General features: G+C 64.3%; 17 protein-coding genes and 1 pseudogene. 13 read left to right on the forward strand and 5 right to left on the reverse strand.

The genetic code is table 11. From position 1 onward, the window contains the following. Positions 1 to 194 precede the first annotated feature (194 nt). The 6 genes and pseudogenes from mdh (at position 195) to IPM16_23140 (ending at position 4,985) form a co-directional block, all read left to right on the forward strand. Entirely contained in the window at positions 195 to 1,145 is a 951-nt protein-coding gene (gene mdh, locus IPM16_23115; protein ID MBK9125998.1) for a malate dehydrogenase, read from the forward strand. A 559-nt stretch (positions 1,146 to 1,704) separates the two neighbouring features. Continuing rightward, positions 1,705 to 2,655, forward strand: coding sequence for a homocysteine S-methyltransferase (mmuM, locus tag IPM16_23120; protein ID MBK9125999.1), 951 nt, complete (start codon positions 1,705 to 1,707; stop codon positions 2,653 to 2,655). 88 nt (positions 2,656 to 2,743) lie between these two features. Next, positions 2,744 to 3,678 (forward strand): annotated as a pseudogene (locus tag IPM16_23125) (acetamidase/formamidase family protein). Positions 3,679 to 3,756: 78 nt separating this feature from the next. Next, positions 3,757 to 4,113, forward strand: coding sequence for a hypothetical protein (locus IPM16_23130; protein ID MBK9126000.1), 357 nt, complete (start codon positions 3,757 to 3,759; stop codon positions 4,111 to 4,113). After that, complete coding sequence (locus IPM16_23135) at positions 4,053 to 4,721, forward strand: phosphotransferase (protein MBK9126001.1); 669 nt, start codon at positions 4,053 to 4,055, stop codon at positions 4,719 to 4,721. Before IPM16_23130 ends, IPM16_23135 begins: the two co-directional genes overlap by 61 nt. Positions 4,722 to 4,736: 15 nt before the next feature. Continuing rightward, positions 4,737 to 4,985: a hypothetical protein gene (locus IPM16_23140; GenBank protein ID MBK9126002.1), complete on the forward strand. Its 249-nt coding sequence runs from the start codon at positions 4,737 to 4,739 to the stop codon at positions 4,983 to 4,985. A gap of 148 nt (positions 4,986 to 5,133) precedes the next feature. Here IPM16_23140 and IPM16_23145 read toward each other — a convergent pair whose 3' ends face one another. Further along, on the reverse strand, positions 5,134 to 5,916 hold the full coding sequence (locus IPM16_23145; GenBank protein ID MBK9126003.1) for a sulfite exporter TauE/SafE family protein: 783 nt from the start codon (positions 5,914 to 5,916) through the stop codon (positions 5,134 to 5,136). A gap of 212 nt (positions 5,917 to 6,128) precedes the next feature. Beyond that, positions 6,129 to 6,557, reverse strand: coding sequence for a hypothetical protein (locus IPM16_23150; protein ID MBK9126004.1), 429 nt, complete (start codon positions 6,555 to 6,557; stop codon positions 6,129 to 6,131). A 378-nt stretch (positions 6,558 to 6,935) separates the two neighbouring features. Between IPM16_23150 and IPM16_23155 the strand changes: the two genes are divergently transcribed. The 3 genes from IPM16_23155 to IPM16_23165 are packed head-to-tail and all read left to right on the forward strand — an operon-like array spanning position 6,936 to position 8,070. Then, positions 6,936 to 7,220 carry a transposase gene (locus IPM16_23155; protein MBK9126005.1) on the forward strand — a complete coding sequence of 95 codons (285 nt, stop codon included), beginning with the start codon at positions 6,936 to 6,938 and terminating at the stop codon, positions 7,218 to 7,220. Beyond that, positions 7,217 to 7,861 carry an IS3 family transposase gene (locus tag IPM16_23160; protein MBK9126006.1) on the forward strand — a complete coding sequence of 215 codons (645 nt, stop codon included), beginning with the start codon at positions 7,217 to 7,219 and terminating at the stop codon, positions 7,859 to 7,861. Before IPM16_23155 ends, IPM16_23160 begins: the two co-directional genes overlap by 4 nt. Beyond that, a complete protein-coding gene (locus IPM16_23165; protein MBK9126007.1) occupies positions 7,858 to 8,070 on the forward strand; it encodes a transposase in 213 nt (70 codons plus the stop codon). The genes IPM16_23160 and IPM16_23165 overlap by 4 nt, the downstream gene beginning before the upstream one ends. 285 nt (positions 8,071 to 8,355) lie before the next feature. Here IPM16_23165 and IPM16_23170 read toward each other — a convergent pair whose 3' ends face one another. Beyond that, entirely contained in the window at positions 8,356 to 8,640 is a 285-nt protein-coding gene (locus IPM16_23170; GenBank protein MBK9126008.1) for a PD40 domain-containing protein, read from the reverse strand. A gap of 165 nt (positions 8,641 to 8,805) precedes the next feature. Here IPM16_23170 and IPM16_23175 point away from each other — a divergent pair, with 165 nt between their 5' ends. Together IPM16_23175 and IPM16_23180 are read left to right on the forward strand one after the other, a co-directional pair. Beyond that, a complete protein-coding gene (locus IPM16_23175; GenBank protein ID MBK9126009.1) occupies positions 8,806 to 9,957 on the forward strand; it encodes an acyl-CoA dehydrogenase family protein in 1,152 nt (383 codons plus the stop codon). Between the two features lie 99 nt (positions 9,958 to 10,056). Continuing rightward, positions 10,057 to 10,530, forward strand: a complete 474-nt coding sequence (locus tag IPM16_23180) for a low molecular weight phosphotyrosine protein phosphatase (GenBank protein ID MBK9126010.1) — start codon at positions 10,057 to 10,059, stop codon at positions 10,528 to 10,530. A 98-nt stretch (positions 10,531 to 10,628) separates the two neighbouring features. On the opposite strand, the gene IPM16_23185 is transcribed toward IPM16_23180, so the two are convergent. Together IPM16_23185 and IPM16_23190 are read right to left on the reverse strand one after the other, a co-directional pair. Continuing rightward, on the reverse strand, positions 10,629 to 11,123 hold the full coding sequence (locus IPM16_23185) for a hypothetical protein (protein ID MBK9126011.1): 495 nt from the start codon (positions 11,121 to 11,123) through the stop codon (positions 10,629 to 10,631). Then, positions 11,120 to 12,280 carry a ribonuclease D gene (locus IPM16_23190; GenBank protein MBK9126012.1) on the reverse strand — a complete coding sequence of 387 codons (1,161 nt, stop codon included), beginning with the start codon at positions 12,278 to 12,280 and terminating at the stop codon, positions 11,120 to 11,122. Before IPM16_23190 ends, IPM16_23185 begins: the two co-directional genes overlap by 4 nt. Positions 12,281 to 12,503: 223 nt before the next feature. Here IPM16_23190 and IPM16_23195 point away from each other — a divergent pair, with 223 nt between their 5' ends. After that, complete coding sequence (locus tag IPM16_23195) at positions 12,504 to 13,130, forward strand: ubiquinol-cytochrome c reductase iron-sulfur subunit (GenBank protein ID MBK9126013.1); 627 nt, start codon at positions 12,504 to 12,506, stop codon at positions 13,128 to 13,130. Between the two features lie 23 nt (positions 13,131 to 13,153). Continuing rightward, a complete protein-coding gene (locus IPM16_23200; GenBank protein ID MBK9126014.1) occupies positions 13,154 to 14,956 on the forward strand; it encodes a cytochrome bc complex cytochrome b subunit in 1,803 nt (600 codons plus the stop codon). Positions 14,957 to 15,002 lie beyond the last annotated feature (46 nt).

Consider the following 15,002-nt stretch of genomic DNA (forward strand, 5'->3'; position numbering starts at 1 on the left):
GAATTCGCAGTAACGGGGTCAAGGGGTGCAAACCCCTTGTGGAGGTGTGGAGGCGAAGCCGTTGCGCGGTCCTGAAAGCATGACAGCCGGCATGCCGGATCTAGGTCCAATGGCAGTGTACGCCTGTGCGCCTCACGCGTATAATCGGCCGCATTCGGAAGGGTTCTGAATAGCGCAAACAGGAGAGATTTGTCATGGCACTTGGACGCAGCAAGATTACGGTGGTCGGCGCGGGCAACGTGGGCGCCAGCGTGGCGATGTGGATCACCGAAGAAGAGCTGGGCGATGTCGTGCTGGTCGACATCATCGAAGGCGCGGCGAAGGGCAAGGCGCTCGACCTGCTCGAGGCTGGCCCGGTCAACAAGTTCGACATCCGTATCACCGGCTCGGGTGGCTACGAAGAGACTGCCAACAGCGACGTCGTGGTGATAACCGCCGGCGTGCCGCGCAAGAAGGACCCGGTCACCGGCAAGTTCCCCAGCCGCGACGAACTGGTCAAGACCAATCAGGAGATCGTCGGCAGCGTGGCCCGCGAGGTCGCCAAGTATTCGCCGAACGCGATCGTGATCGTCGTCAGCAATCCGCTCGACGCGATGTGCCACGTCGTGCTTAAGGAGACTGGCTTCCCGAGCAACCGCGTGATCGGCATGGCCGGCGCGCTGGACACCGCCCGCTACAAGACGTTCATCGCCGAGGCGCTCAGCGTCAGCGTGCGTGACGTGCACGGTATCGTGCTCGGCGGCCACGGCGACGAGATGGTTCCCCTGCCGCGCCACACCAGCATCGCCGGGATCCCTGTGCGCGAACTGCTGGCCGAGGACAAGCTGCAGGCGATCATCGAGCGCACCCGCAAGGGCGGCGGCGAGATCGTCGGCCTGCTGGGTTACAGCGGCTACTATGCCCCCGCCGCCGGCGTGGTCGAGATGGTCGCGTCGATCGTGAAGGATCAGAAGCGCATCATCCCGTCGGCCGTCCTGCTCAGCGGCCAGTACGGCTACAACGATCTGTACATCGGCGTGCCGGCAGTGCTCGGCTCGACCGGTGTCGAGAAGGTCATCGAGATGCAGCTTGACGATGCCGAAAAGGCGATGCTCGACAAGAGCGCCAAGGCCGTCGCCGACGTGGTGGGCGTCCTCGGGTACTAAGAAGCCGATTGAGAAGTAGTGTGTAGGCGTTGCCTCCACACCTCCACAAGGGGTTTGCACCCCTTGACCCCATCTCTGCGGATTGTCCTCGCACGCGAGGACAATCCGCGAGTACGGGAGGCCGGAGGGCGAAAGCCTTCCGGCAGGGTTTGGGACAGCGTCCCAACCTGAAAGCCCCTTTTCAAACTGTCTCTAAGGGCAGTGCTGAATATCGAGTGCTGAGTGCTGAGCAAAAGCGGGCACAGAGCGCCGTGAGATCACAGAGGGGCGGGCCGATGGCTCGCCCTTTGCGTTGTATGGCGCAGATTCCGGACGCGATATATCGCGTCCACACCGCGGCGGTTTGCGGGGTATGCGCGGCGAGCAAGACACGCGCCGAAATCCGAAAGCCCCTCTCCACGGGAGAGGGGTTGGGGTGAGGTTTCGGTGGAGAGGGGTTGGGGCTGAGGGTCGGGCGGCTCGCCCCTACAGCCTCCCGACGCACGCGGTAGAATAGGGTAATGTGTCGTTTTCTCCCCTGCGCCCCTCGTGGGAGGGGGCCGGGGGGTGAGGGAGTCTCATGCGCAGTCCATTACGCGCCATCCTTGACCGTCAACCTGTCGTCGTGCTGGACGGCGCGCTGGCGACCGAGCTTGAAGCGCGCGGGTGCGACCTGCACGATCCGCTGTGGTCGGCGCGGGTGCTGATCGAACAGCCCGAGCTGATCCGGCAGGTGCACGCCGACTACTACGCCGCCGGCGCGGACGTCGCCACGACCGCCAGCTATCAGGCGACGTTCGAGGGGTTCGCGCGGCGCGGATTCTCCGAGTCGCAGGCGGCCGACCTGATGCGCCTCTCGGTGGCGCTGGCGATCGAAGCGCGCGATGCCTTCTGGGCCGATCCGGCCAACCGGGCGAATCGCGTGCGCCCGTTGGTGGCCGCGTCGGTCGGGCCGTACGGCGCATTCTTGGCCGATGGCAGCGAGTATCGCGGCGACTACGCGCTGGACGAGGACGGGCTGGTCGCGTTCCACCGCGCGCGGTTCGGCGTACTGGCGGGGTCCGGCGCCGACCTGCTGGCCTGCGAGACGATCCCGTGCCTGAGCGAGGCACGCGCCCTGCTGCGCCTGCTGGACGCGCATCCGGGCACGTGGGCGTGGATCAGCTTCTCGTGCACGGACGGCGCGCATCTGAGCAGCGGCGAGTCGTTCTCGGAGGCCGCGGCGCTCGTCGGAACGCATCCGCAGGTGGCCGCGGTCGGCGTCAACTGCACGGCCCCGCGCTTCATCCTCGATCTGATCCGCGCCGCGCGCGCCGCAACCAGCATACCGGTTGCCGTGTATCCCAACAGCGGCGAGGATTACGACCCGGTCACCAAGACGTGGCAGGGCGAGCGCGCCTGCGACGCCTTTGCCGACGATGCGCGCAGCTGGTTCGATGCCGGTGCCCGCGTGATCGGCGGGTGCTGCCGCACGACACCGGCGCACATCCGGGCGGTCACGGACGAGATCATGCGTTTCCAGTCCCGCTGAGCCGGTTGGCACACTTCGGACCTACGCGCTGCCCGGGTAAGCCACGCTATACTCCACGCGGACAGATCCAATACCGGAAGGTGCGTGCATGATTCACCATCTGCAACCCGAGCGCAGGACGCTTCACGGGCACTTCTCGCGCGATCTTGCCCCGGTGCTGACGATCTCATCCGGGGATACGGTCGTGTGTTCGACGCTGGACGCAGGCTGGGGGATGGAACCGTTCGCCGGGGGCGCGTATACCCCGCGCAAAGAGTTCGAAGGGCGCAGCGCGCCGCTGGATGACGGCCACGCGTTGATCGGGCCGATCGAAATCCGCGAGGCACAGCCCGGCATGACGCTCGAAGTGTACGTCGACGCGCATGTGCCCGGGCCGGGCGGCTCATGCCTTGCCGAGGGCTGGCTCACTGTCTTCAACGAGCAATACGGCCTGCTCGATCGGGGATCGTCCACGCATGGACGCTGGACAACGAGCGCAGGGTCGGGCGCAATCAGCACGGGCACACGGTCGCGCTGCGTCCGTTCATGGGCGTGATGGGGATGCCGCCTGCCGAGCACGGATCTTTCCGACCGCTCCGCGCGCGCCACGGCGGCAACATGGACTGCCGCGATTTGGTCGCCGGCAGCCGGCTGCCTACCGATCGCCGTCCCCGGCGGACTGTTCTCGGTCGGTGACGGGCATGCGGCGCAGGGGCACGGCGAGATTAGCGGGACGGCCATCGAGTGCCCGATGGATCGCGTCGAATTGACGTTCCGCGTGCACGACGACTTTCCGATCGAAGCGCCGGTCGCCAGAACGCCGGACGCCTGGATTGCCATGGGCTTGACGCGGATCTGGAGAATGCGACGTTCGCGGCCATTGACTCAATGCTCGGGCTGATGGAGTCGAATTTCGGCATCAGCCGCCGCGACGCGCTGGCGCTGGCGTCCGTGGTCGTCGACCTGCACGTCACCCAGATCGTCAACGGCGTGTGCGGCGTCCATGCCGCCCTGCCGATCGGGTCGATTGGCGGTATGTGGTAGACCGCTGTACGGAGGGTCGAAGGTGCTTGAGAAGCCGGACATCGACGACGCGCTGATCGTCGCCTGCCTGCACGACGCATGGGAGTAGACGCGCGCACGCTCGATTTCTTGCCTATCGGCGCGCACGCCAACACGGCGGGCTACCGCGCAGAGACAACCGACAGTCCGTTGTTCGTCAAGCTGCGGCGCGGCGATTTCAACGCGGCGACCGTGACCGTCCCCAAGGCGCTGCATGACGCCGGCGTGACGCACGTCATCGCCCCCCATCGCGAACCGGCACGGGCGCTGTCGTCGCCCGTGGTGGACGGGCAGCTCGCCGTGTTTCCGTTTGTCGACGGCGCGGACGGCTGGGAGCGCGTGCTGATCGCCACCGATTGGATCGCGTTCGGGCGCGCGCTCAAGCACTTCCCACGGCACCCCTTCCCGCACACGTGACCGCGCAGATCCCGCACGACACATTCGATCCTGTATGGCGGGACAAGGTCGCCGCGCTGCTGAACGCGCTCGACTGGTGGCCGTTGGACGATCCGGTGACGTACGGGTTGGCCGACCTGCTGCGCGAGCGCCAGCCGCAGATCGAGGCGCTTATCAGCCACGCGCGTGTATTGGCGGGACATCTGCGTTCGCATCCGCTGCCGTTGATCGTCTGTCACGGCGATATCCACGTCGGCAACGTCTTGATCACGCCCGACGGCACGCTGTACCTCGTGGACTGGGACACGCTGATCCGCGCGCCAAAGGAACGCGACCTGATGTTCGTCGGCGCGGGCTTGGGCAGCAGCGATCCGATCGGGCCGGATGAGCAGGCGGCGTTGTTCTACGAGGGTTACGGCTCGACGGACGTCGATACTTCGGCGCTGGCGTACTACCGCTGCGAACGGATCGTCGAGGACATTGCCGCGTACTGCGAGCAGATCCTGCTCACGCTGCCGGATAATGCCGACCGTGCCAATGGTCTCGCCCAGCTTGCGGGTCAGTTCACGCCGGAAGTGTCGTGGACATCGCGCTGGCGACGGCCGAACGGGCCGCCGGTATGCGGATGATTTGAGTGAGGGGCGATGTCACGGGGTGAAGCAGCAGCCAACCTGTTGGTGACGGTGGTCGCGATGACGCCGCTGATGCTGCTGGCGTGGCGGGTAATTCCGCCGGTCGCCGCTGCCGCCCGGTCACGGCCCGGCGCGGTATCGGGCGCTGCGTATCCGGATCGGCGCCGGTGCGCTGATCGCGGTTGGCTTGGGCCTGATGCTTTGGTTCGGCCTGCAGTTGCTTGCCGCGCGCGAATGATCGTGCCGCTGAGGGGCGGGTAGGATCGATGTCGCGTTGTCTAAGCCACGGTTCGGAAGTCGAGGGCGTTGGTCTCCCATTTCGCAGCCTTGAACGAGCGATAGACCTGCAAGATGGTAGACCAAATCTTTCAGCGTACGAACACCGGCGTAGCCATATTGGTGAGGTGTTTCACACCCCGACGTACGGCTGTACCACGAACCAGATACCGACGACGACGAGGAACGCGCCATAGAGCTGCTTCATGCGCGCGGCCGACAGACCGATCGCGATACGTGCTCCGCCTAACGCCCCGACCGCCAACCCGACCGCGACCGGCACCGCGACCAGCACGTCCAACGTCCCCGCAGCGGCATAGCGCAGCACACCCGGCAGGCCGACCGGCAGCAGCAGCGCGCCGAGCGACGACCCGACCGCGCGCTTGTGCGGAAAGCCGAAGAATCCGACCAGTGCCGGCACGATCACAATGCCGCCGCCGATCCCGAACATGCCGGACAGGACGCCTGCGCCCAACCCGAGCGCGAACAGCCCCCACCACGGCGTGCTGGACGTGTCGGCGTCGTCGCTGACCGGCGCGGCAGGCTTGCCCCGGCTGAACACACCGAGAAAGCGCAGGCCCATAATGACCACGAACACGCCGTACGCCTGTTTGAACAGCGTGGCCGGCAGCGCCAGCGTGATCTCCGCGCCGATGATGGTCGTCAACACAAGCCCGACTGCCACCCACGCCGACGCGCGAATGTCGAGTAGTCCCTTGCGCCGGTACTCCAGCACAGCGAAGATGCCGACCGGCAGCAGCAGCGCCGCCAGCGACGTCGCGACGGCGGTCTTGGCGTCGAACGCGAGCAGCAGCGTTAACGCCGGGACGATGACGATGCCGCCGCCGATCCCGAACAATCCGCTGAACACCCCCGCGCCCAGCCCGAGCACGAGCAGCAGTAAGAAATTATCCATCTGATTGACCTAACGAGACCGATATACCCGGCCCAGTGTACCCAACTCCGCCGCACCGGGGGATCGCAATGGTTCACGGATACGGCATGCCAGACGTCACGTTGAGTTTTCAGAAATTAGGTATCCATCGTCAGTGATCAGGCGCCGAAGGTTGCGTAGGGGCGCAGCATGCTGCGCCCGTTTCGTCCGCCCGCCTCAATCTGGCCCATTCATCAAGGCCGCCATACACGCGCCACGCCGTCCAGAATAAGGTCAGTCCGTCCCGACAGCGCCGGGGCGTCCAATGTCAGAACCGGCACGCCGATGCGTTCGAGGATCCGAAGTAGATGTGCTGGCACCGGGGCAAACTGATCCCGGTCTGCTGCGATCACTGCCGCGATATCCGCGCCGGCGTTGGCAAGCCAGCGGCCCGCGACCAGCGCCCCGCCGCCATTTCCCCCTTTTCCAGCCAGCACGACAACCCGTTTGCCCAGCGGATTGCCGTGCAAGTACTTATCGCGCGCGACTTCGTGCAGGCTGCGCCCGGCATGTTCCATCATCTGGATCAGATCGATGCCGTACACCTCAATCATGAGACGGTCGACCTCGCGCATTTGCGCGGCGGTAACCGCCGGAATCTCCACACGCGATAACGGAATCATTGACCGTCGCTTCCCGGATTGAGTGACTCGCGCTGCTTCGATGGACACACCACCGTGCCGTACGAACAGAAGACACAGCAGTCGCCCGCCAAGGGTCGAAATACGCTGTTGCAGTGCGGGCACTGATACATGAACTGGCAGGTGTCTTCCGGCATGGTCTCGGTGGTGGATAATCCGCACACCGGACAGATGATCGTAGATGTGAGAACGATATCCATGTTTTACCACTTCCATTCTGAGTGCATGTTCAGTATAGCGAGCGCAATGTCGCTTGAATGTCGGCATTCCGACAGACATGCACAAACAAGCACGGTATGACCTTACCCCAGTTTAGCGGACGGAGAAAATGTCCGTTAGACTGAGCGTAAGGAGAGGACGATGGGACGCTACAAGAAGTACACCGAGGAGTTCAAGCGGGACGTATTGGCGATGGTGGCGGAGAAGACGCGGACGATCGCGCAGATCGAACGCGACCTGGATCTGACGCCGGGGCTGATCTACAAGTGGCAGCGCTACCGGGTGCAGGACGAGCGGCTGGAACTGAGCGAAGCGCGGGCGGAGCAAGCGGAGCTGCGACGGTTGAAGCGCGAGCTGGAGATCGTCAAGCAGGAGCGGGATATCCTAAAAAAAGCCATCCAGGTGTTCTCGCGGGGGGAGTTGTGAGCCGCTACCGGTTCATCGCCGAGGAGCGGGCGGTGTATCCGGTGCGTCGGATGTGTGCGGTGCTGAAGGTGTCGGTGAGCGGGTTCTACGACTGGCTGAAACGCACGCCCAGCCGTCGCGCGCAAGCCAATCACGGGTTGAGCGCACGGATCCGAGCGGTCCATGAGGCGAGCCGCCAGACCTATGGCACACTGCGCGTTCAGGCGGAACTGCGGGCACACGGTGAGCGGGTGGGCAAGCACCGGATTGCGCGGCTGATGCGCCAGATGGGCTTACAGACCAAAGGGCGGCGGCGCTTCAAGACGACCACTCAGCGCGATGCGACACACCGCCGCGCTCCGAACCTGCTGGCGGGCGATTTCACGGCCAAGCAGTCGAACGAAAAGTGGCTGTCGGATATCACCTACATCGCAACCCGCGAGGGATGGCTGTATCTGGCAGGCATTCAAGATGTGTTTTCACGGCGCATTGTGGGGTGGGCGATGAGTGACCGCCCGACCAAAACACTGGTCTGTGACGCGTGGAGGCTGGCGGTGGGGCGGCGTGGTGCACCGCGCTTGCACCATTCCGACCAGGGCAGTCAATACACCAGCGACGACTACCTGAGTCTGTTGGAGAACGACCAGGTGACCTCAGCATGAGTGATGTCGGGCGCTGCTATGACAACGCCATGCAGGAGAGCTTCTGGGGAACGCTGAAAACCGAGTGCGCCGACCGTCCGTTTGCGACACGCGCGGCAGCTCGCAAGGCGATCTTCGAATACATCGAGGTGTGGTACAACCGTCAGCGGCGGCATTCAGCCTTGGGCTATCTCAGCCCTGCTGATTTCGAGCAACTCGCTTGCCCCTGACATTCTTGCCGTCCGTTGAATCGGGGTTAGGTCACAGTGCGACTGAGGTCTGCATGTCCCAGTCATACGCCCAGATTCCCTGACCTTCGACAAATCCCGCGATGTAGCGGCCGGAAGAACTCCATGCAAGGTATGTGGATTCACCCCCACCGACATATCTCAGCCGCTCTGATGTGTAGTCAACAACGATAGGATAGCTCCGCGAACTAAACGCGAACCTCTCACTGTCTGGACTCCAGACGGGAACACGCGCTGTGGCGTCGTCTGAAGCATACGACTCCTGTGCTACCCAGACTGCATCGCCTGAAACCAGATCCCCACACCCACTTCACCCCCCAACGCCGCCCCGGCGAGCTTCGTGCCGTCCGGGCTGAGCGCGGCATAGGTGATGTGCGGGTGCGCGGCGATCTCCTGCAAGTTTGCGTCGAGCTGCCACGTCCCGGCCGTCGTGCCGATCCACACGCTCTGGCCGTCCGGCGCCCACGCCGCGCTGACAATCTCGCCGCGTCCGAACGTGAGCAGTGGGGCGGGTGGCTGTGAAAGCGCAGTACCTGCTACCAGCACAAGCACGTTCCGCTCCCCAAACACAGGAGAGCCAAACAACCCACAGCCGCGTAGAGCAGGGCCCAGGTCAACCATCCGCTTTGCCTCGGATCACGAAGTCCTTACCTCAGACGAGTATACTTAGGCAAAACTAGGATTCTGAGAAACGTGTACTAATCGGAGATAACCCGTATGGATTTTGACCTGAACGACGAACAGCAGATGTTCCGGCGCATCGTGCGCGAGTTCTGCGAGTCCGAGCTCAAGCCGCACGCCCGCGACATCGACGAAAACGGCGAGATGCACTGGCCGGCCATCCGTAAAATGCGCGACCTCGGCCTGCTGTCGATGCAGGTGCCGGAGGCGTACGGCGGCGCCGAGCTGGACACGATCTCCGCGGCCATCGCGGTCGAGGAGCTGGGCCGCGTGTGCGGCAGCACCGCCCTCTCGATCAGCGCGCACAACGGCCTCGGCCTCGGCCCGATCGTGCGCTGGGGCTCGCCGGAGCAGAAGGCACGCTTCATCCCCGTACTGACCGACGGCGACCATCTCGGCGCGCTGGCCCTGACTGAACCGCAGGCCGGCTCCGACCTGCTCAACGGCGCCAAAACCTACGCCGTGCGCGACGGCGACGCGTGGGTGATCAACGGGACGAAGGCGTGGATCACCAACCCGAAGTATGCGCCGGTGATCGTCGTGCTGCTGCGCACCGACCGCGACGCCGGGTCGCGCGGGTTCAGCATGATGCTGGTCGAGACCGACCGCTCCGGCCTGACCATTCACCCGCCCGAGAAGAAGATGGGCTTGAAAGGCTCGCCCACGCAGATGCTCACGTTCGAGAACGTGCGCGTGCCGCTCGACAACCTGCTCGGGCCGGAAGGCGACGGCTTCAAGCAGACCATGCAGACGCTCGACAGCGGGCGCATCAGCATCGGCGCGCTGTCGGTCGGGCTGGCACAGGGCGCGTTCGAGGAGATGGTGCGCTACGCGCAAGATCGCCACGCGTTCGGCGAGCCGATCGCCAACAAGCAGGCGATTCAATGGATGATCGCCAACGCCGCGGTCGAGATCGAGGCGGCGCGCACGCTGGTGTACAAGGCGGCATGGACCAAAGACGCCGGCCGCGACTTCACCAAGATCGCGTCGATCGCCAAACTCAAGGCGTCCGAGGTGGCCGAGAAGGTGTGCCACGACGCGATCCAGATCCACGGCAGCTACGGCTACAGCCGCGAATATCCGGTCGAGCGCATGTATCGCGACCAGCGCCTGATGACGATCGGCGAGGGCACCAGCGAGATTCAGCGCATGGTGATCGCGCGCAAGGTACTCGGCGGCGAGATGTAGCGACGGACCGTGCAGGCTTCGCCGCATCCGCTCGCGGTTGATCTGCGGACGCCGTCCCGACTAGACTTACCCGGTCTGCCGTACGCGAGGGAGTCGCACATGATCCGGGTTCTGTTCGTCTGTCACGGGAATATCTGCCGATCGCCGATGGCGGACGCTGTCATGACGCACCTTGTCCGCGAGGCCGGGTTGAGCGACCGGATCGCCGTCGATTCCGCTGGCACGCACGGGTGGCATATCGGCGAGCCTCCCCACCGGCACACGGTCGCCGTCCTCAACACGCACGGCATCAAGCCGGTCGGGGCTGCACGCCAACTGCGCGCCGCGGATTTCGACACCTTCGACTACATGCTGGCGATGGATCGGCACAATCTTGACGACATGGTGCGATTCACGACGGCGGGCAAGGCAGACGTCCGGCTTCTCCTGCACGACCTCCACCAGCTTGGGCACACGGCGTACAACGAAGTGATCGACCCTTACCCGAATGGGGACTTCGACCAGACATTTCGCGACATCTATGCGGCCTGTGCCCACCTGCTCGACCGCATCCGCGACGAACACGGCCTATAGCCCACCATCACGGCGCGTCCCCTCGCCGTGCGGTGAGGCGTGTCAGCACTCAGGCGGACTCTCCACCTGACAACTGATTCCTGACTCCTGATCGCTCCCTAAAAAAGGCTGAGCTGCGTGAAGCCCTCGGGGTCTTGGCGCGGATAGTCCTCGTCTGAGGCCTCGTCCGGTTCGGCGCCGTCCAGTTCGTCGGCGATCGTCGGCGTGGCGACCAGCATGCGCGAGCGTTCCGCCGCCCAGCGCGCTTCTTCCTCGGCCTCTTGCAGCGCGTCGCCGGTGAGGGGCTGGCCCTCGGCGTCGTGCGGCACGAGGTTCTCGCCCACGCACGACGGACACTGACATTCGGCCGGATGCCGGTTTTCCATCTGCGGCGTCAGGATGTCGAGGTTCGGCACGAAGTCGTCGGCGACGTCCTCGGTGCGCATCGTCGCCTCGATCGTCAGGTCGCGCAGTTCGTCTTCGCGAAAGCCCACGTTGATCATGACGCCGGTCAGGGTCGCCAGTGTCGCGCGGTCGTTCTCGCGCACGGTGTGTTTGTAGTGCTCGCGCAGGCAGGCGCGCCACTCGTCGGCGAAGGGGCTGCGGTTCATCATGGCTTGGCTCCGTTCTCGTGTTTGGCGATGACGGACAGGATTTCGGGGCCGTAGGTCCGTGTGCGCCACGGCCCGAGGCCCTCGATATTATCGAGGTCTTCGAGGGTCGCCGGCGTTTTGTAGGCCAACGACCACAACGTCTGCTTGGTGACGATCACGTCCGATTCGACGCCGCGCTGTTCAGCCCGCTTCTTGCGCCACGCGTGCAGCGCGGTATAGCGGTCGGCAATGTCCGGCGGGGTCTGGATATTGGCCGGCGCGCGCGGGGTCTCGGCGTTCTTGCCGCGCGCGACCGCCGCCAGCAGCGCGTCGCCCCAGCGCCGGACGCCGTTGTTCGACAGGCCGAAGATGCTGCGGAGTCCGTCGCGGTTTTCGGGCTGCTCCTGCGCCAGTTCGACCAGCGTGCGGTTCTGCACCACGTTCATGGGCGGGATGTTGGCGCGTTCGGCCAGCGCCTCACGCGTCAGGTAAAGCTCGCGCAGCACGGCCATCTGGCGCGGGGCGAGGCGAGCCGGATACCCGACCCGCCAGTAGCCGTCGGGGTCGAAGCTGCGGCCCTCGTGCGGCGGGGTCATGCGGCTCATGTCGTCGAACGTCTCGCGCGCTTCCTCAAGATGCCCGCGCGCCTCCAACTCGGCCAGCAGTTGATCGCGCAGGTCGGGCAGGTAGTGGGTATCCAGCTGGGCATAGCGCAAGCTGGACTGCGGCAGCGGGCGCTTGCCCCAATTGTCGCGCTGATGGCTCTTGTCGAGTTCGATCCCGAGGTAATCGCGCACAAGATGATTCAGCCCGACCTGCCGCAAGCCGCAGATGCGCGCCGCGATCATGGTGTCGAACAAGTTCGAGAACGTGAACTGATAGTCGCGCTTGAGGCACATCAGGTCGTATTCCGAGGCGTGAAACACCTTCTCGATGCGCGGGTCGGCAAACAGCGCGCCGAGCGTATCCAGCTTCTGCAGCGCCAGCGGATCGACGATGTAATCGGCGCTGCGGCTCGAAATCTGAATCAGGCAAACGCGCTCGTGATACGCATGCAGGCTGTTGGATTCGGTGTCGATCGCGAGCAGCGACTCGCGCTGCAGCGCGCCCACCATCGCGTCGAGCTTGCGCGGATGATCGACGTAGGTGGCCGGGGGGATGTTTACTGGACGTGGCATCACTTTAATGTGTGGGAACGTTGCGAATTTCGTTTCTGCGAGTCATGATCTGGGCGCATTATAGCGCGAGACAGGAACCCTGATGAGACGGAGTCTGAGTTTTGACACGTCTTTCGCGCTTGTGATAAAATCCACACAGTCAGATCGAGCGGAGGCAGCCGAGGGACCGACGAGCCTTTTTTCCGTCTGCGGCCTTTGGCTTTAAGTGAAGGACATCCAGCGTATGGCGACAGCAACACCGGCGCAAGGCGCGGCTTCGACCGCACCCGCCAAAGCACAAGCCGTCGAAGTTAGTGCAGTTAGCCGCCGCGAGTTTCTGTACTACATTTGGGGCGCCAGCATCGTGCTGCTTCTTGGAGAAGTCGGCGCGGCCACGATCTGGTTCGCGCTGCCGCGTTTCCGCGAGGGCGAGTTCGGCGGTACGTTCCGTTACACGCCGTCCGATGTGGTGCCCACAGCCGGCGATGCACCGCATACCGAGCCGGCCGGGCGTTTCCATATCTCGCACATGGCCGACGGCGGCCTCGTGGCGCTGTATCAGGTCTGCACCCATCTGGGCTGTTTGCCGAAGTGGGAGCCGGTCAACACACGCTTCGCCTGCCCGTGCCACGGTTCGCAGTATCAACTGGACGGCCGCTGGATCACCGGCCCGGCCCCGCGCGGCCTCGACCGTTTCCCGCTGACGATCGTTCTGAACAACGGGGAGACCCGCAGCAACGGTGTTGATGGCTGGCCCATCGACATCTCGGACATCACGCTTGACGACATCTCGCAAATCGTCGTTGATACCGGCGCCCGCGTCACCGGCCCTGCCCACGGTGCGGATGCCCAATTTACCGGTAGTGCGTAAGTAGAGAGTCGAGGAGCGGTTTAATGTCAGTTCTTCCGTTTCCGTCCTTCCTTGATGACATCAAGGAGAAGGGCCTGAAGAAGGCGGTCTTCGAAGGCGTCGACAATATCGTCGAGCGCGTCACCGCGGGCATGAACATTCAGGACATCCGCGAGGCGCTGCGCGGCGAAACCCCGACCCGCCGCCCGAACCCGCGCTTGCAGCCGCATGCCGACGGCTTCTGGCTGCACATGCGCCCGTCGTTCTTCCATCGCGATATGACCGGCCTCTACCCGACCTTCCGGTTGGGCTGGCTGTCGACCTACTTTGTCGCCTTCGAGACGATCACCGGCCTCATTTTGATGGTGTGGTACACGCCGTCGCCGGAAATCGCCTACAGCAACATGCTCAACATCCTCGGCAACGTGCCGCTCGGCCAGCTCATGCGCGACCTGCACCGCCTCGGCGCGGAAGCGATGGTGTTGATCGTCACGCTGCACATGCTCCGAACGTTCTTGACAGGCAGTTATAAAAAGCCGAGGCAGTTCACCTGGTTCACCGGCGTCGTGCTGCTGTTCGTGACCCTGTTCCTCAGCTTCTCCGGCTACCTGCTGCCGTGGGATCAGTTGAGCCTGTGGGCGGTCACCATCGGCGCGTCGATGATCGAAGCTACGCCGCCGAAGATCGTCGGCGACAACCTGAACCTGCTGCTGCGCGGCGGCCCTGAGATGGGCGCCAACGGTCTGCTCCGCTTCTACCTGCTGCACGTGCTGCTGGTGCCGGCGGTGCTGTTTATCTTTACCGGCGTTCACTACTACAAGGTCATCGTGCACGGGCACAGCCTGCCGCCGAAGGCCGAGAACATCGGCGAGGATACCGCCAAGCGCGTGCCGCTCGACAAACGCGTATACTTCATCCCCGACGTGCTGACCAGCGAGGTCATGTGGATCGCCGTCACCACGCTGGTGTTGGTCGTCTTGTGCGTGTGGTTCTATCACGCGCCGCTGGAGAACCACGCCGACCCGCAGATCACGCCGATCGGCACGACCGCGCCGTGGTACTTCCTGTGGATTCAGGGCGCACTGAAACTCGGCGACAAGGTGTTCTGGGGCGTCATCTTCCCCGGCATCTACCTCGTCTTCCTGATGGTCATGCCGTATCTCGATACGACCAAGAGCCGCCGCTATGCCGACCGCCGCTTCGCGCTCAGCATGGGCTTCCTGCTGACCTCGTTCACGGTCGTCCTGAGCTACATGGGCCTGCCGGAATACGGTGTGGCGACTTCGGCGGACGCGCGCGTCATCCACGAGATGACGATGGAGCCTGCCCACAATCACATGGGCAAGCTGCTGCCCGTGCCCTACAACCAGTTGGCGCCGGGGGCCTATACCACCGCGCAGTTCGAGAGCGACGCGCCGGACGTGGACGTCGCCGAGTTCAACACGATGATCGCGGAAACTGGTATCCGCGACGAACTGGTCGCCGAGCTCAACCTCGCGCACTTGAATAACGCGAGAGCCTACGAGCAGATCCCGTTCGTGGTCATCCCGGACTCGTCACCGGCCCTGCATAAGGCGATCGAGGAGTTCCATCACCTGCTCGAAATCGACAACAAGGAACTCTACAACGCGCACGGCGTCGTGATCGTCACCGATAATCAGGCTGGATTGAAGCGCCTCGACGTGCTGATCCAGTGGGAAGAGGTCGAACTGAACGAGACCGGCGGCGTCATCGTCGACGATCAGGGCAACCCGATCCCGGTGTTGAACGAGGACGGCACGCCGGTATACCGCTGGAGCGCCGACCACATCTTTATCCACGAGAACAGCGCGTACTTCCAGAACTAGGTGGCACGCCCCTCTCCCTGCGCAGCGCGCTGCCCCGTCCCACAGG

Source organism: Candidatus Flexicrinis affinis, from assembly GCA_016716525.1.
GTDB lineage: Bacteria > Chloroflexota > Anaerolineae > Aggregatilineales > Phototrophicaceae > Flexicrinis > Flexicrinis affinis.

Excerpts from the sequence above, each read along its gene's own strand:
- IPM16_23190 (MBK9126012.1), bottom strand. The coding sequence starts at position 12,280 with ATGCCACGTCCAGTAAACATCCCCCCGGCCACCTACGTCGATCATCCG.
- IPM16_23140 (MBK9126002.1), top strand. The coding sequence starts at position 4,737 with ATGTCACGGGGTGAAGCAGCAGCCAACCTGTTGGTGACGGTGGTCGCG.
- mmuM (MBK9125999.1), top strand. The coding sequence starts at position 1,705 with ATGCGCAGTCCATTACGCGCCATCCTTGACCGTCAACCTGTCGTCGTG.
- IPM16_23185 (MBK9126011.1), bottom strand. The coding sequence starts at position 11,123 with ATGATGAACCGCAGCCCCTTCGCCGACGAGTGGCGCGCCTGCCTGCGC.
- IPM16_23195 (MBK9126013.1), top strand. The coding sequence starts at position 12,504 with ATGGCGACAGCAACACCGGCGCAAGGCGCGGCTTCGACCGCACCCGCC.
- IPM16_23130 (MBK9126000.1), top strand. The coding sequence starts at position 3,757 with ATGGGAGTAGACGCGCGCACGCTCGATTTCTTGCCTATCGGCGCGCAC.
- IPM16_23180 (MBK9126010.1), top strand. The coding sequence starts at position 10,057 with ATGATCCGGGTTCTGTTCGTCTGTCACGGGAATATCTGCCGATCGCCG.
- IPM16_23155 (MBK9126005.1), top strand. The coding sequence starts at position 6,936 with ATGGGACGCTACAAGAAGTACACCGAGGAGTTCAAGCGGGACGTATTG.
- mdh (MBK9125998.1), top strand. The coding sequence starts at position 195 with ATGGCACTTGGACGCAGCAAGATTACGGTGGTCGGCGCGGGCAACGTG.
- IPM16_23175 (MBK9126009.1), top strand. The coding sequence starts at position 8,806 with ATGGATTTTGACCTGAACGACGAACAGCAGATGTTCCGGCGCATCGTG.
- IPM16_23200 (MBK9126014.1), top strand. The coding sequence starts at position 13,154 with ATGTCAGTTCTTCCGTTTCCGTCCTTCCTTGATGACATCAAGGAGAAG.
- IPM16_23150 (MBK9126004.1), bottom strand. The coding sequence starts at position 6,557 with ATGATTCCGTTATCGCGTGTGGAGATTCCGGCGGTTACCGCCGCGCAA.
- IPM16_23145 (MBK9126003.1), bottom strand. The coding sequence starts at position 5,916 with ATGGATAATTTCTTACTGCTGCTCGTGCTCGGGCTGGGCGCGGGGGTG.
- IPM16_23165 (MBK9126007.1), top strand. The coding sequence starts at position 7,858 with ATGAGTGATGTCGGGCGCTGCTATGACAACGCCATGCAGGAGAGCTTC.